Here is a 16,835-nt window from a genome sequence, read left to right as displayed (position 1 = left end):
GAAAAGAAAACGCTATATTTGCAGTCAGCTTTCTGCCGATTGCACAAAGGATCTGCAATACGGCAAAATGATATAAGACATACTGATGAAAAGAACAAAAAGACATAGTTTCCAACAGCTATTTGTTTTCCTGTTGACGTTCTGCATGGCGATGACTACAATGCAAACGACAGCACAAAACACAGATACTGACGCTGCCACCGTCCTACAAAACGACAGCAACACAATACGGAAGAAAGGACTGGTGGACAAACTGATGCAATATCTGGCAGAGAGCGACAAACCAGACCCTAACAAGAAGATTGACTTCGGCATCATCGGCGGACCACACTACAATAACGAGACAGGACTGGGACTTGGCATTGTAGCTTCTGCCACCTATAGTGCCGACCGCAGCGACTCGCTGTTGGAACGGTCCAACGCTTCACTCTACGGCGACATCACTACCAAAGCCTTTATGATGGTGGGACTTTCCGGCAACCACTTCTTCCCCAAACGCCACTTCCGACTGGACTATACCTTATATGCCTATACCTTCCCGTCGTATCTCTGGGGATTGAGTTATCCACAGAGCGACAACGATGACAACAAAAGCAAATACAGTCACGACAAACTGGAAGTGATGACACGACTGTTGGCACGCCTGAACCGATATTCGTATGTAGGTCCTATCGTGCGCTACCAACTGGTGCATGCCTATAAACTGAAAGACCGCGCACCACAACTGCTTGAAGGTCAACCCATGACGGTCAACGACATCGGTGTGGGATTGAGCTATACTTTAGACTCTCGAGACTTTATCCTCAACGCCTCCAAAGGTTGGTTCTTACAACTCGACCTCATGACATCGCCCACTATGTTGGGCAATAAGCACACCTACTATTCGGCAGAACTGCAACTTGCCACCTACCGCAAAGCATGGCGTGGCGCCATCATAGCAGCAGAAATACACACCCGACAGACAACAGGTGAGGTGCCTTGGTCATCGCTCTCTGAAGTAGGATCAGGCAGAAGAATGCGTGGCTACTACGAAGGACGCTATCGCGACAAAAACGTGATAGACGCACAGATAGAACTGCGACAACATGTATGGCATCGCAACGGCATCGTCGTATGGTTGGGTGCCGCAGAGGTATTCCCTCGTTACAGTGAGATGCGTCTGAACCGCATCTTACCCAATGCAGGTATAGGCTACCGCTGGCAGTTCAAGAAGGGAGTCAACGTGCGACTGGACTATGGCTTCAGTCGTAACGGCACAGGATTCATATTCAATATCAACGAGGCATTCTGATGATGAAACAAAAGACTATCAACAAACTGTTTTACTTCTTCCTCACAGTACTCATCCTGCCCAACATCATACAGATCTATACCGAAGGACTTGGACTGTGGGGCAACATGGTGAATATCATCGCACCAATAGCCTTCTATATACTGGCACTAACCGTGGGACGACGTATAGGTCGCACGGTCATAATCCTCTTTCCCATCCTATTCCTGGGTGCCTTCCAACTGGTACTGACCTATCTTTATGGTCGTGGTCCTATTGCTGTGGATATGTGGCTCAACCTCGTCACTACCAATGGAGACGAGGTGGGCGAACTTCTCTCACAACTTTTGCCTGCCATCGGTTGGGTGGTCATCATCTATGTACCTACCATCATCCTCGCCATCACGCTATGGACGAAGAAAAGGGATTTAGACCATACATTCGTGAAACACTGGAGAAAGAGTGGATTCATCATGGCTGTGGCGGCTATTCTACTGACCACAACGGTGACAATCTCCACAGACTTTATACCTACCAACAGCATTTTCCCACTGAATGCCTGCTACAATTGCACCTTAGCATTCGGTCGAGAGAAGGCATCGGCAGAATACCATAAGACTTCTGACCATTTCACTTTCAATGCCAAGAGTACGATAGACCCGACAGATACTACACGCCAAACGATTGTCTGTGTGGTGGGTGAAACAAGCAGATCCGACAACTGGCAACTCTATGGCTACCACCGCCCCACCAACCCATTGCTGACAAAACAGCAAGGACTGACGGTGTTTTCCAACTATATGAGTCAAAGCAACACGACCCATAAGAGTGTGCCGATACTGCTGTCGTTGGCATCGGCAGAGGATTTCAATATCCTGTTTAGTACCAAAGGCATCATGCAGGCTTTCCGAGAAGCAGGATGGCACACCGCATACATCTCCAACCAACAGCGCAATCACTCGTTTATTGACTTTCTCGGCGAACAGGCAGACGACTGCATCTTCCTGCACGATACAGCCAATGGAGGCAGTAAAGCCATGACAACAGATAGCGATGTGCTGACTCCACTCCGAAACCAACTGGCAAAAGACTATCACAAACTCTTTGTCGTGGTACATACTTATGGTTCACACTTCGACTATACCGACCGCTATCCGAAGTTGATGGCACACTTTCTGCCCGATTCTTACAATGGAGCAAAACCACAATACCGACAGATGATGGTAAACGCCTACGACAATTCCATACGTTTCACCGACTGGCTATTACACCGTATCATCAGATTGGCTCAACAGCGAGGAGGCGCTACTGCCATGCTCTTTACCTCAGACCACGGAGAAGACATCTTCGACGATAGCCGCAAACTATTCCTCCATGCCTCACCCTATCCGTCATTCTACCAACTGCATGTGCCGATGGTGATATGGACTTCTGAGGTTTACACCAAACAGTTTCCCAACGAGGCTGATGCGCTGCATCGCAACAGCCAGTTGCCAGCATCTAGCAACTGTGTGTTTCACACGCTGCTGACCTTGGGCCACGTGGCAACAACCTACCGCAACGATACGCTGTCGCTGGCAAGCCGGCGGTTTATGCCCCAACAGAAACGCTTCTTCCTCGACGACCACAACACGCCAAGAACCTACGAGGAATGTATGCAGGAAACGGATATAAGACTCTTGAAACTTAAACACATCATAAAATGACAAAGGCCATACTCATGAAAGCGGGCGCCATATTGGCGCTGACTTTGACCGCTACGACAGATGCTAACGGCCAGAACATTCAACCTATTAAATATGGTGATATGAACCAATGGGTGACACGCCATGTGAAAGAGAGTGCTATCATTGGTGGAAACACCAAAACCCTCTACGAGATAGCGCCTGCCAAAACGTGGAAACAGAATGCACCATACACCAACTGGGGCGGTTCGCCTTGGGGTACGTCAAACGTGATGGCGAAGGTGTCGGGCATTACCAAAACCAATGTATCGGTCTATAGAGACAGTCATCCGGGACATGGCTTTTGTGCCAAACTGGTGACACACATCGAGACGTGTAAGGTGTTGGGCATAGTCAACATCAAAGTATTAGCAGCTGGAAGCATCTTCCTCGGCGAAACCCTCGAACCCATAACTTCGACATCAAACCCTATGGCAAAACTCGATGCGGGTATGAAATTCACCGGAAAACCCAAAGCACTGGTGTTCGACTATCGGGTGCAGCTATCGGGACACCCCAACCGCATCAAGGAAACGGGATTCAGCAAAGTGAAAACCGTGGCAGGCATCGACATGGCAGACTGCGTCTGTTTGCTACAAAAGCGATGGGAGGATGCCAAAGGCAACATCTGGGCTAAACGTGTAGGCACTATGGTGGTGCGCTTTGCCAAAACTACCAACGGATGGGTGGAGAATGCATCTTTTCCCATCCACTACGGTGACATCACCCGACAGCATTTCTACAAACCCTATATGGGACTATTGTCAGGAAATGACACAAAATGGGCAAAAAACTCGAAAGGCAAGATGATGCCTGTGAAGGAAATAGGATGGGCTACTGCCAACGAAGCACCTACCCACATGATTCTGCAGTTTGACTCCAGCCACGGTGGTGCCTATATCGGTTCGGTGGGCAACACCCTTTGGGTGGACAACGTAAGAGTGGAGTATTAAGAATACAGAAAGAAAACATAATTTTCTTTTTGTATTCTGCTCACTTAATCGTACCTTTGACCTGTCGGTCTTAGGTACTCGCGTTCGATAATACAAAAAGAAAAAACTTAATTTTCTTTTTGTATTCTACTCACTTAATCGTACCTTTGACCTGTCGGTCTTAGGTACTCGCGTTCGATAATACAGAAAGAAAACATAATTTTCTTTTTGTATTCTGCTCACTTAATCGTACCTTTGCAATAGAAAACTACTAAAAAGACAAATCAACAACATGAAACAACAACTGACAAGGGTGGCAGTCTGCATCATCGCCATCCTCTTGGGATGCAACATTCAGGCTGCCAAGAAAGTATTCACACTGGGCGATTCCACTATGGCCCCCTACGACGTCAACACGACAAAAATGCGTGGATGGGGTATGTATTTCGGCAATTTCCTTACCCATGGATGGGTGAGCCTCAACTATGCAAAAGGCGGAAGAGACTCGCGTGCCGGATATAACGAGCTATGGCAGAATGCCAAGGATAGCGTGGGCTCTGGCGACTATGTGCTCATACAGTTTGGACACAACGATGAGAAGTTCAACGGCATGGACAACCAAGAACTTCAGACCTTCTATGCTGCACAGGGAAACGAGGCACAGTTGGCTACTGTAAGAAAGGACAAACGAGGCACCATCCCCCACTCCACCTATAAAGAATGGTTGAGAAAAATCATCAGAGAGGTAAAGGCAAAAGGTGCAACTCCTGTGCTTATATCACCCGTATGCAGATGTTATTTCGGTGCTGACCACAAGATAACACGTGCCGGACAACACGATTTGGGCGATAAGTTTGATGCTTTGCACCAAGATACTATCATGACCCAGCAACACATTGACAGCGACAACCATGACATGGACTATCCCTACCACATGAGACAGTTGGCTAAAGAGGAACATATCAGTTTTGTGGATATGACCACAGCCACCAAAAACCTCTACGAGCAATACGGCAGTTTTGACGCATGCTATGCGGCACTCTTCGACAAAGGTACTACCACCGACAAGACGCACTATAACAAAAAAGGTGCTATGGCTGCTGCACAACTCTGCGCACAACTGCTGAAAGAGCAGGGTATTTTGGCTAAACACATCACGATTCCTACAGAAACCAAACATGCCTATGATGCTGTGGTGTCAACAACTGCCGAACTCTGCCATGCTATTGCTGCTGCCAACAGCCGCAAAGACCAACAGACGCGTTACCGCATCTTGGTAAAAAAAGGCACTTACAAAATGCCGACAGGAGCAATGAAACACTATAAGCATACGGGAAAAGACCGCACTACCGTATTGTGGGAAGGCGATCTGCCCGACCCTATCACCTATATCACCGCTGCCAACCTCTCGCTGATTGGTGAAGACCGCGACGCCACCATCATCACACAAGACATCTCCAACGATTCGAGCATGCTCTTCAAAGGTCCGTTTGGCACAGCCCACAAATACGAAACCATACGCTATAGTCCTGTTTTCCAACTGACAGACGCTGCCGTTGGCACCTATTTCCAAGACATCACCATCAAAAGTGGCATCGACGACAGACTCGGACGCAACCTCGCTGTCTATGACTGTGCCACCAACACCATCTATAAGAACACCCTGCTCTATGGCTACCAAGACACATGGACCAGTAGCAACGAACAGGGACTCTACTACTTTGAGGGCGGTCAGGTGCGTGGACGTACCGACTATCTCTGCGGTAAAGGAGATGCCTATTTCAACCAGTTGGAACTGCTACAGATTGCCGGTGGATATACTGCAGTACCGTCGAAACCGAGAAACGTAGGTTGGGTGTTCAAAAACTGCACCATCAGCGCATCAGGCAACGACGTCGATGGCACCTACACCTTGGGGCGCCCATGGGGCAAGGCAACACCTGTTGCCGTGTTTATCGACACACGAATGAATGTGAAACCTACCACTCTGGGATGGAACGAGATGCATGACGGATGGCCTGCACGCTTTGCAGAATGGAACTCAAGAGACTGCAACGGAGTGACCATCGAAACCGCTGGACGCAAGACCATCTTTGCCAATAGCCATGAAAACAATCCCACACTGACAGAAAAAGAAGCTGATACCTACAGCAACATGAACCGTATGTTTGGCGACTGGCAACCTACCGATGATACCAAACAGGCTGCTATTCCTGTTGACATCCGCGTCAACGCCGGTGTACTGACATGGAGCAAGAGTTACGACACATGGTTGTGGGCAATCTGTAAAGATGGCAACGTGATCGATTTCACCGAACAACCCACCTATACTGCAAAGCAAGCAGGTATCTACAGCGTGCGCGCAGCCAACCCAATGGGCGGACTGAGTGCACCTTCGGCAACAGTGACCGTCACCTTGTAAGCCACAGAAACAAATCATCAAGAAACTGCGCAATCTGCGAATATCATGTCGTAGATTGCGCAGTTTCACTTGGCTTTCTGTATATTATGCTACTGAACTTTCGCATGTGGGGAAGTTAAGGGAAGTTAGGGAAGTTAGAGAGAAGTTAAGGGACAAATGTCCTACGTCTTACGGCAAAAGGCTATTGTCTCTTAACTTCCCGAACGACCGTAGGGAGTGATAACTTCTTTAACTTCAATCAATTCCCTCAGTTGCGCATGTGGGGGAAGTTAAGGGAAGTTAGGGAAGTTAGAGAGAAGTTAAGGGACGTTGGGATTGGCTTTATACTGCTGACCTATGGCAACCTTCTTCAATCCCTTGCAGTTTTGGTAACAAATAAATCTCAATATGCAAAATTTCCGTGGATTTATTCTGCTGATTTCATATAAAAGTTTTATCTTTGCAGTCAATTATATGCAGATGAGAAATGAATGACACAAAGTGGACATTGATACGGCTGATGAGAATGGCTGTGGGCTGCGAACCTTATGAGCCAATGACACTCCCGGAAAGGGAGTGGAAGGAGGTTGATATACAGATATGCCAACAAACGCTCACTGGGGTGATATATTGTGTGGTAAATCGGATGAGTGGCGACGTTGGCATACCCAAACCGCTACTGATGGAATGGACCCTGAAAGCCGAAGCTATACGCAGATTCAACGCTAAGATGAACGCAGAGGCTGCAAGGCTAACGCGATGGTTTGGCGAAAGAGGACGGAAGACGGCAATACTGAAAGGACAAGCCAACGCACGACTGTATCCTCACCCCGACGAACGGCAACCCGGAGACATCGATATATGGGTGGAAGGCGGCAGGGACAGCGTCGTGAAACTGCTGGGCGACGAGGGCGTTCTGGACACAAAGGACACCGTGTCGTATCATCATGTGCACCTGAATAAAAACGCAAGCGGTATCGCGGTGGAGGTGCACTTCCGACCGTCGTCGGGTAATTACAACCCCATCACCAACCGCCGACTGCAACGGTTTCTCGAAAAGGAAATCCTGCTGTCGGAGAGTTGTCCCGAAGGCTTTGACGTGCCCACCTGCAGATTCGCCCTGTTCATGCAGATGGCGCATATACAAAGGCATTTCCTCTCGGGAGGCATCGGACTGAGGCATATCGTGGATTACTATATGCTGATGAAGATTTCATCTGAGGAAGACAGGCGATTTGTAGCCTCCCAACTGTCAAGGTTCGGACTGCGGAAAACGGCAGGAGCGGTGATGTGGATGATGAGCGAACTGTTCTCAATGGAGAGCGACAGGATGTTATGCCCGAAGGATGAAAGGCGTGGCAGATGTATGCTCGACGAGGCATTTAAGAGCGGAAACTTTGGGTGGTATCACGAAAACCGCCGAAAGGGATACTGGCAAACCGTAATCAGTGGCATACTGATACCGATAAGGCTGATGGGATTCTCATTCCAGGAATGTCTGTGGATTAATGTCAAGTTTGTGATCTATATCATACGCACAATACCCAAGAGGATTAAGTACAGAAGTTTATCACTAAGATATGTTCACGAAGAATGACAACAAGATATTATAGTGTGGCACGACATGTGATGGCATTGACTGCCGGGGACGACATCTTCGCATTGCTCGACAACTGCCGTCCGTTTGAGGTGACTCCGTCGGAGCCGCTGATAAGTGTCGTGATACGCGAGAATGCTCCCCTACCCGAGACTTGGACAGAGGAATGGCGACAGGAGGAAGAGGGCGACGAGATAGCATGCGGACATTCGGGAGGAAATCCGTTGTTCGTGTTCCGCTCGCACGGGAAGATGGCCGGCTGGATGGAATGTGGCAGCGACTATCGCAGGGCGACGGTATATACTGGCGAACTGCCCAAATTGGCTATCGACAACGCGATGATGATTGCATTTGCCCTTGCCACGGCGGAAATGGACACTTTGCTGTTTCATGCGTCGGTGGTATGTCGCGGGGGAAAGGCGTATATGTTCCTCGGACCGAGCGGAACGGGCAAGAGCACTCACACCCGCTTGTGGCTCAGATATATTGACGGCAGCCGACTGCTAAACGACGATAATCCCGTGGTGAGGATAGAGGCTGACGGGGAAGCGGAGGTGTATGGATCGCCATGGAGCGGAAAGACTCCGTGTTATGTCAACGAGCATTATCCCTTGGGTGCAATAGTGAGGCTACGTCAGGCACCTCATAACGCCATCCGACAGATGTCGCCCATCGAGGCATACGCCACCATGGCATCAAGTGTGTCGGGAAAGAGGTGGGAGAAGAACATCGCCGACGGACTGCATCGTGCGCTCAACTCACTGACTGCAACGGCAAGAATGTGGCACATGGACTGTCTGCCCGACGAGGCGGCAGCAAAAATGACAAGCTCAACAATATGAACGACAACAAGATAATTGACGAGGCTGTGGCGCTGATGAACGAAGGATATAGTGTGACTCTGCCTGTTTCGGGGCGCAGCATGCTGCCATTTATCATCGGCGGCAAGGAGAGTGTCATACTCGCTCCTCCTGCAGGGCTCAAGCGCGGCATCGTGGCATTGGCATGGGTGGAGAACAGGCGATATGTGCTCCACCGCATAGAGAGGATTGAGGGCGAGAGTGTGACGCTGATGGGCGACGGAAATCTTGTCGGACGAGAACACTGCTCCATAGGCGACGTCAAGGCTATTGCCACTCATGTGGTGGACAGTAATCAAAAGCGTCATTATCTATACACCCGTTGGCGCAAGACGGCATCCGAAATATGGTGGGCGCTATTGCCCTTAAGACGATATATATTGAAATTAAACATTTAGAAGATATGAAGAAGAAAGACGGAATGGTGCTCCGCGAAGTATGCGGAGAGAAAGTGCTGGTGGGCGAAGGACTTGGAGCCGTGGATTTCGGCAGGTTGATAAGTCTCAACGACACTGCGGCATACCTTTGGGAACAGCTCGAAGAGGATTCGGACATCGACTCCTTGACACTGGCATTGTGCAAGGAATACGACGTGGAACAAGAGGTGGCACGACATGACGTGGAGGCCATCCTGGAAGAATGGATAAAGACCGGAGTGGTGGATAGATGAAGTATGCAAGGTGGTTTATAGACAACTCGCGCGGCATAAGACTGAATATCCTTGTGCGCATAATGGCAGGACTGCTGCAGACAGGGCTTGCATTGTGCGTAGTATGGCTGAGCAAGAGGCTCATCGACGACGTAGCCATGAGGGGCACCATGAGCGAGATGGCTGTGCAGGCATTGCTGATAGCTGCTGCCGTAGTGGCGGGGGGGGGCATACGCCAACTAAACCAATACCTTGCCAATAAGGCATTTATCAAGAAGGTGGCGGAACTGCGCCTCGCTATCTTCTCGCAACTCTTCAACCGACGATTGTTTGAGGCCAATGATATACACTCGGGGGACGTCACCTCGAGGATGGCCAAGGACATAGATGCAGTGAGCGAGACATTGGCTGTGCAACTGCCGCAGGTGGTGGTGATGACTATACAACTGGTTGGAGCGTTCCTCCTGATGAGATGGTTTGACAGCCGACTGGCATGGGCGCTCATTCTCATCACTCCACTCGCAATAATCATCGGTAAGTATATCTCCCACCGACTGAAACGCATCACTCTCTCGATACGCGAGGATGAGAGCAGAATAATGGCGAGGATACAGGAGAGTGTGGAATTGAATGTTGTGCTGAGGGCATTACAGGGCGAGAGATGGATGCAGGACAGGGTGGAAGAACTGCAGGACAGGCAGACCGCCAACTATATCCGTCGTTCACGGTTTATGGTGTTCAGCCGGTTTGCACTTGGTTGCACATTCGGCTTGGGATATATGCTCGCCTTTGTGTGGGGAGCCTACGGACTGCGCACGGGGGCAATCACCTTCGGAGTGATGACATCCTTCCTTCAACTCGTAGGACAGATACAACAACCTATCCTGTCATTGCTCGGCGCATTTCCGTCAATCATATACAGCACTGCCAGTATCGACCGGCTGAAGGAGATGGAACATGGCGAGGAGAAACAACCATGCGACGGCGAAGACATCACTACCCGCACATTGCTTGGCATACGCATGGACAACGTGACATTCCGATATGCCAAGGGCGACAGGGAGGTGATGAGTAATTTCTCGCATGTCTTCCGTCCGGGCACCAAGACCGCAATACTCGGAACAACAGGTGCAGGAAAGACAACGCTCTTCCGACTCATACTCAATTTCATACAACCCGACAGTGGAGAGGTGACATTCTACGGGAATGGATTCTCTCATGCTGCCGACAAGAGCATGAGGAAGAATGTGGTGTTTGTGCCACAGGGAAACACTCTGATAAGTGGCACGATACGCAATAACCTGCTGATGGCAAAACCGGATGCATCCGACGAGGAACTGCATACTGCACTTCACACATCGTGTGCCGACTTCGTCTTCGACTTGCCGCAAGGTATCGACACGGTATTGTCGGAACATGGCGGAGGATTGAGTGAGGGACAGGCGCAACGCATAGCCATAGCACGCGGACTTCTCCGACCCGGTGCCGTCTTTTTGCTCGACGAGATCAGTTCGGCTCTCGACGAGGACACGGAGCGAGCATTGTTCAGTCGCCTTTTCGCCGCCCGTCCATCCACCACCATCCTACTTATCACCCACAGAAAGAAAGTGGTGTCACTATGTGATGAACGCCTTGAGATTTGAATCATCGGGGACAGGTTCATCGCCCCTAAAGAGTGAACCAATGTACCTGTCCCCATGACCCTTGGTATAAAAATAAAACGACCCGCCGATTTAAGCATCGTAGAGAGGCTTGGCGGGTTCTTGTGGTGCAAAGGTAAAGCATTTATTTGGATTGTGCAAGGCTTTTGGAAGAAATGTACGGAATTGGAGGTGATTTTTAACAGTTGTTGGGTGTTGGAAATACAAAATGAGGTATCTGCAAACCAAAGAGGGTCATCTACAAACCATATTGGGCGGTTCGGAGGATTGGATGTAATTTCGGGAATCATCGGGGACAGGTTCATCGACCCTAAAGAGTGAACCAATGTACCTGTCCCCATGACCCTTGCTGAAGTTTCAATCCACTGCAACCAAGCGCACCGGGCGCACCGGTAAACCTATATTGTGATAGTGATTGTAATCATGATTTACATGACTGCCATCGCAATGCAGGTTATACGCGCGATTGTTCGTGTAGGCTGTGGCTGACCAGTAGTAGCCTATAGAGCCGACATCCTTGAAATCAGTCATAAAGACGTAACCAGCTGCAGGCAAGAAGAGATACTTACCAGATCTGTCATTCCTGATTATCTGAATTCCGTTGATTCCTTTTCCTTGAACTTGGGTAAAGGTCCTATTTCCATCGGGTCCCCAATAGACCTGATTATTCTTGGCATAGTCCAAAGCCTCCCAAATCTCTTTTGTTGGTATCTGCCAGTCACCTTTAAGTATCTGACGAGCGGCATCGTCTGCTGCTTCAAGGGTATTTCCTGACGTGTATTTGCCATTATAGTAATATGGGGCATTGTCTTTCGTGTATCCACCTGGTTTGTCACCCAAAGGTGTAATTGACCATGGATTGGTATTTTGGTTTATTGCAGAATACCATACCGATGTAGCTCCCCAAGCAAAGTAATCACCATAATCATATTCATTTGCGGCAAGACCATTGGCTGTTAGGTTGGATTTGGCGAATATTAATCTATAGTTTTTTCCATTAATTTGAAACTCTCCCATATCAAGTTCTTGGTCGGCTTTTACTATGCCACGCGAATTATATGTCCATTCCCATCCGTTACCTGTTGTCTTAAATATGCCGATGTGTTTAAACTTACTACGATTAAACGTATTGCTTTTGGTGCTTGTTCGAGTGTAAACACAATATTCATCAGAGGCATGGAAACTAATGCTGAAACCTTTTGTCAAGGTTATAGGAGGAACTACAATAAAATACTGACCTTTTTTAAGATATTCTCCTGTAGCAGGTTTCAAAGTAATGGTCTTCGATTGGTTTGACGTAAAAGAGATTGAAGGAGCGCCATTGCTATAAGTTAATGTTCCTGTACCTGCAATATCTTCATTTGCAGTCAGCACTATCTTCTTGCAAGGAAACTCTATCTGTAACTTTATAAGACTTACGGCATTCTTGAAATCCAAATTATACTTTTTGTCTTTTGTCGATACAGCCATCATCAATGCTGCCTTTGGGTCGAAACTCCAAATAGTTGGAGTTTGTTCTGCAGGAAGAGTTATACCACTTACACTACCATCTTTTTCAAGTTTAGCTCCTTCTGTGTATGGATAAACAGCAGTGAAAGATGTTGCTTGTGACGATGCAGTGCCAGAAAATTTACCGTCTTCAACATCTTCTGTTAATGTAAACGTCCGGTTACCTTGACCATCAAATACACTAATCTTATCACCTGTCTGCCAATCGACACCAGTGCCAGCATTAAGAGCCGTACGAGTTCCCGCATTACTTTCTTGTGTGGCAGTGAAAGTCATTGGAACTAACTTGCTTTCTTCTTTGATTTCTGCCACTTCATCGTCTGACGATGAGCAACTTGCCATTGCCATCAGCATCGCAATGGACATAAAAGGTAGAATATATTTCTTCATTGTTCTAATATAATAATTATTCCCATTTGAAATCGTTTTCATAACCATATCTCTCTGTAGTAGCAACAGGATCCGCCAAAGATTCCACAACCAAGCGCACCGGGCGCACCGAATAACCGTAGTAGCGATATTTTGTGGAGATCTGCGGATATCCCTCATCGTAATATAAATATAAGTACAGGGAATATGCGGCATCTTTCGAGTTGGCTGTGCCTGACCAGTAGGAGCCGGAAGTACCGGCACCGCTGAGCGAAGATCTATTGACTTCGCCAGCTACAGGCAAGAAGATAGTTCCTGTTTCACTTTTTTTGCTTTTCACTTGGTAGCCATTGTATTTTGCTTTTTTAGTCTTAGTCCATTCGTACTTTGAAGACTCAAACAATTTATCCCAAATCTCTTTTGTTGGTATCTGCCAGTCACCTGTAAGTATCTGACGAGCGGCATCGTGCTCCATAGCAAGTTTTTCGCCATCATTAATGTATTGGTTGCAATACCAGTTATTACCATCTCTAAATGGAACAGTTGCCCAATCGTAAACTGTGGCATTTTTGGTGTTCTCCCAAGCCGTTGGTGAAACTTTAACGTCATATCCTGTGCCAGTACGAGAATATTGCGTACACCAAGGCTCAGTAGCTCCCCAAGCAAAATAATCACCAAAATCATATTCATTTTCGGCAAGACCATTTTTTGTTAGGTTGGATGTGGCGAAGATTACTCGATAATTCTTATCACCAATTGTAAACACTCCCATGTCAACCTGTTTGTTCGCTGGCACATTACCATTTTGTGATAACGTCAATTTCAACTTATTGTCAGTTCTTGAAAACTCACCGAGATTAATGATAGTATTTCTCTTAAATGTAATACTCTTAGAACCTGTGCGAGTGTAAACATCACCGGTTTTGTCAGTGAACGAAATGCTCCAACCTGTGGAGAGTGTTACGGCAGGAACAGCTATGTAATAAGCCGTGTTCGCAGTAATGTTTCCCGATAGTGTAATGGATGTTGATTGTTCTGAGGTAAATGTTATCGACGGTATATTGCTATTAGTATCGTATAAAAGTGTACACTTTCCTGCAAGATATTCAGATGCTCCAGCTGCCTTCAACACAATCTTGCTGCAAGCAAACCTTGGTTTCACCTTCACATAACCAACGGCATTTTTGAATTCCAAAGTTGTGTTGGTGCTCTTTGCCATCATTAATGCAGCTTTCTTGTCAAAACTGTTGTCTCTGGCATATTGAGTGGCAGGAAGGGTTACGTTTGTAACATCATCGCCCGAAAGAGAGGCATTTTCCTGATACGGATAAACGGCTGTATAAGAAGTTGATTGTCCTGCCTTACCTGAAAACTTACCAAATGTTCTTCCATCACCATCAGTTAGCGTAAACTGATTATTATTCGTCCCATCGAAGATGCTTATTTCGTCTTCTGATTCCCAGTGAATATTGGTACCGCTTAGTATAGCCCTAGTGCTTGCCTCATTACCTTCTTGCGTTGCAGTAAAGGTCATTACCTTTACCGCACTCTCATTTTCAATTGTAGTGTTGTTGTCCTCCGACGAACATGACGCAAAGGACACGATGGCTGCAAAAGCCATCATAGATTGAATATATTTCTTCATTTTCATTCTTTTTACCATGTATATTCTTCTTCACCAAGTGATTCTGTTTCTCCATTAGTACTTCCCGCCAAAATCTGTGTCCTGCTGATTTCATAAACCGTCATAATAGGAGATTGATAGATTTTCTTTTCTTTTTTTTCCATTTTTGTGTTTCTTGATTCATTTTTGCCTATAGGTTCTCGGAGTCGGCTGGTTAATGATTAATTAATATAAGGTGATCCTATTAATGAAAAAGCGTGGAACCTGACACTTGCCTGTCCCACTTCTCGAGGTTCTGGTTTACCTGATTTCGAGAAGTCAGAAACAAAGCGCATGAAGACGCTCTCCCATAAATAGAGACAAATGCGGAGCCAAACTCTATTGGCTCAGAAGTCCAAGCGAGTTGGGCAACTTGCAAATGTCGGTGCAAAATTAGTGATGAAACTGCCAAACTTTTCGGCAACTTTTTATTGTTTAACAACTTTTTTGCTTGGTTTCCCATCCTACCCTCCTCGCGCGACGACGGCGCGTGGAGGGAGGGGGAATGGGGTGATTCATATACACAGGGCTCACGCCCTGTGCTGGGCTATGTCACCCCTTCGGGGTTTAGGAGGCGGAGGGATATATAAATCCCATCGCCTTGCGCTATTGCTGAAGTTTCAATCCACTGCAACCAAGCGCACCGGGCGCACCGTGTAACCGTAGTAGCGATCGAAGTTGCCATTCGGATAGACACTTTGGAAAATAAAAGAGAAGTTCAGGCGATACGCGCCAGTGTAATCGGGGGCGCCTGCTGTGCCTGACCAGTAGTAGCCCCCCAAGTTGACATAGTAAAACGAAGTCCCGTTATTCTCGCCTCGGCCAACTTGGCCAGCTGCAGGCAAGAAGATATAAGTATTAGAATCGTCTTTCTTGGTTATCTTCATTCCTTTGACTATTGTTTCCGAAACCTTATTTTCATAAAACTCCCAATTCACCGTTTTTGTATTGGCATCGTTCAATTCCCGCCAAATCTCTGTAGTTGGTATCTGCCAGTCACCACCGAGAATCACGTTTGCGGCATCGTCAGATGCTTCAAGGGTATTTCCAGCCGTGTATTTGGTATATGAACGTGTTGAATTATTATAGAATGGGGCATTGGCTTGTGAGTATCCACCTGATGTGTCCCAATTAGCGTCTCCTCCTACTGTCGGTGTTTCACCAGGAGCATTAATATAATAAGCAACATACCAAGGCTTAGTTGCTCCCCAAGCAAAATAATCGCCGTAGTCGTATTCATAATAGGCAAGACCTGTACCTGTGCCTGTTGAGAGGTTGGCATTGGCAAAAATAACTTTATAATTCTTTGTGCCAATCTTTATTGTAAATCCCAAATCAACCTCCCTATTTTCATCTATTTTTCCTCTTGGCTCATACCAATTTGTTTCATTGATATCAAACACACCAAGGTTGGTCACCTTGTTGCGAGTGAAAGTGATGTCTTTTGTTCCCTTGCGGGAATATACTGTACCATCAGACGCTGTGAATTTTATAGTCCAACCAGCCTTAAGTGTAACTGGGGGTACTGCAATATAGTAGTAATTGCCTGCCTTGATGTCTCCTTTCAGTGTGATGGCATAATCCTTTGTTGTCGCATTGGAAAGGTCGAGTGTTGGTTCTCCGTTGTTATAAGAGACTGTGCCAGTTCCTGCCAATACCGCAGAGTTGTCAAAAGCTTTTAAATCTATTCTTTTGCAATCAAAATTTGGTTTCACCTTTACATAGCCTACGACATTCTTAAAATTCAACGTGGTGCTATTGCTCTGAGCCATCATTAATGCAGCATTCTTGTCGAAGCTGTTATCGGTAGCGGTTTGAGTGGCAGGAAGGGTTACGTTTGTAACATCATTGCCAGAAAGAGATGCAGTTGACTGATGTGGATAAACGGCTGTATAAGAACCCGACTCAAGTGCCTCACCTGTAAAAGTAGCATTTGGTGTTCCTTTACCATCCTTCAATGTAAACTGCTTATTATTCGTCCCATCAAAGATGCTTATTTGGTCGCCTTCTTCCCAATTGATGACTTTACTATCAGAGGTTGAAATAGCTGCCCTTGTTGATTGTTCGTCACCCTCTTGCGTTGCAGTAAAGGTCATTACCTTTACCGCACTCTCATTTTCAATTGTAGTGTTGTTGTCCTCCGACGAACATGACGCAAAGGACACGATGGCTGCAAAAGCCATCATAGATTGAATATATT

General features: G+C 47.1%; 13 protein-coding genes. 9 read left to right on the top strand and 4 right to left on the bottom strand.

The features are described 5' to 3' along the window. Positions 1 to 85 precede the first annotated feature (85 nt). The 9 genes from CIK90_RS10360 (at position 86) to CIK90_RS10320 (ending at position 11,076) form a co-directional block, all read left to right on the top strand. Complete coding sequence (locus tag CIK90_RS10360) at positions 86 to 1,291, top strand: BamA/TamA family outer membrane protein (RefSeq protein WP_094465241.1); 1,206 nt, start codon at positions 86 to 88, stop codon at positions 1,289 to 1,291. Next, complete coding sequence (locus CIK90_RS10355; RefSeq protein ID WP_094465239.1) at positions 1,291 to 2,976, top strand: phosphoethanolamine transferase; 1,686 nt, start codon at positions 1,291 to 1,293, stop codon at positions 2,974 to 2,976. The genes CIK90_RS10360 and CIK90_RS10355 overlap by 1 nt, the downstream gene beginning before the upstream one ends. After that, complete coding sequence (locus CIK90_RS10350) at positions 2,973 to 3,947, top strand: PCMD domain-containing protein (RefSeq protein ID WP_094465237.1); 975 nt, start codon at positions 2,973 to 2,975, stop codon at positions 3,945 to 3,947. Before CIK90_RS10355 ends, CIK90_RS10350 begins: the two co-directional genes overlap by 4 nt. Positions 3,948 to 4,218: 271 nt before the next feature. Continuing rightward, the gene (locus tag CIK90_RS10345) at positions 4,219 to 6,348 is read left to right on the top strand and encodes a pectinesterase family protein (RefSeq protein WP_094465235.1); all 2,130 of its coding nucleotides are present in this window, start codon (positions 4,219 to 4,221) and stop codon (positions 6,346 to 6,348) included. A 466-nt stretch (positions 6,349 to 6,814) separates the two neighbouring features. After that, positions 6,815 to 7,924: a nucleotidyltransferase family protein gene (locus CIK90_RS10340; RefSeq protein ID WP_094465233.1), complete on the top strand. Its 1,110-nt coding sequence runs from the start codon at positions 6,815 to 6,817 to the stop codon at positions 7,922 to 7,924. Further along, on the top strand, positions 7,921 to 8,766 hold the full coding sequence (locus CIK90_RS10335; protein ID WP_094465231.1) for a hypothetical protein: 846 nt from the start codon (positions 7,921 to 7,923) through the stop codon (positions 8,764 to 8,766). Before CIK90_RS10340 ends, CIK90_RS10335 begins: the two co-directional genes overlap by 4 nt. Then, on the top strand, positions 8,763 to 9,182 hold the full coding sequence (locus CIK90_RS10330; protein WP_094446839.1) for a S24/S26 family peptidase: 420 nt from the start codon (positions 8,763 to 8,765) through the stop codon (positions 9,180 to 9,182). Before CIK90_RS10335 ends, CIK90_RS10330 begins: the two co-directional genes overlap by 4 nt. Before the next feature lie 5 nt (positions 9,183 to 9,187). Continuing rightward, positions 9,188 to 9,454 carry a PqqD family protein gene (locus tag CIK90_RS10325; protein WP_094390604.1) on the top strand — a complete coding sequence of 89 codons (267 nt, stop codon included), beginning with the start codon at positions 9,188 to 9,190 and terminating at the stop codon, positions 9,452 to 9,454. Continuing rightward, the gene (locus CIK90_RS10320) at positions 9,451 to 11,076 is read left to right on the top strand and encodes an ABC transporter ATP-binding protein (RefSeq protein WP_094465229.1); all 1,626 of its coding nucleotides are present in this window, start codon (positions 9,451 to 9,453) and stop codon (positions 11,074 to 11,076) included. Before CIK90_RS10325 ends, CIK90_RS10320 begins: the two co-directional genes overlap by 4 nt. 375 nt (positions 11,077 to 11,451) lie before the next feature. Here the strand turns inward: CIK90_RS10320 and CIK90_RS10310 are convergent, their stop codons facing one another. The 4 genes from CIK90_RS10310 to CIK90_RS10300 all read right to left on the bottom strand — a co-directional run. Further along, positions 11,452 to 13,035, bottom strand: coding sequence for a hypothetical protein (locus CIK90_RS10310; protein ID WP_158216060.1), 1,584 nt, complete (start codon positions 13,033 to 13,035; stop codon positions 11,452 to 11,454). Further along, positions 13,010 to 14,623: a fimbrillin family protein gene (locus CIK90_RS14245; protein ID WP_094465223.1), complete on the bottom strand. Its 1,614-nt coding sequence runs from the start codon at positions 14,621 to 14,623 to the stop codon at positions 13,010 to 13,012. Before CIK90_RS14245 ends, CIK90_RS10310 begins: the two co-directional genes overlap by 26 nt. A gap of 5 nt (positions 14,624 to 14,628) precedes the next feature. After that, positions 14,629 to 14,760, bottom strand: coding sequence for a hypothetical protein (locus CIK90_RS14565; protein ID WP_256387359.1), 132 nt, complete (start codon positions 14,758 to 14,760; stop codon positions 14,629 to 14,631). 495 nt (positions 14,761 to 15,255) lie between these two features. After that, positions 15,256 to 16,835, bottom strand: a 1,580-nt coding sequence (locus CIK90_RS10300) for a fimbrillin family protein (RefSeq protein ID WP_094465221.1), incomplete at its 5' end; no start/stop codon positions are given.

Source organism: Prevotella sp. P5-126 (assembly GCF_002251185.1).
Taxonomy (GTDB): domain Bacteria; phylum Bacteroidota; class Bacteroidia; order Bacteroidales; family Bacteroidaceae; genus Prevotella.
The sequence above is the reverse complement of the archived record's forward strand: the minus strand, read 5'-3'. Positions and strand labels throughout refer to the sequence as shown.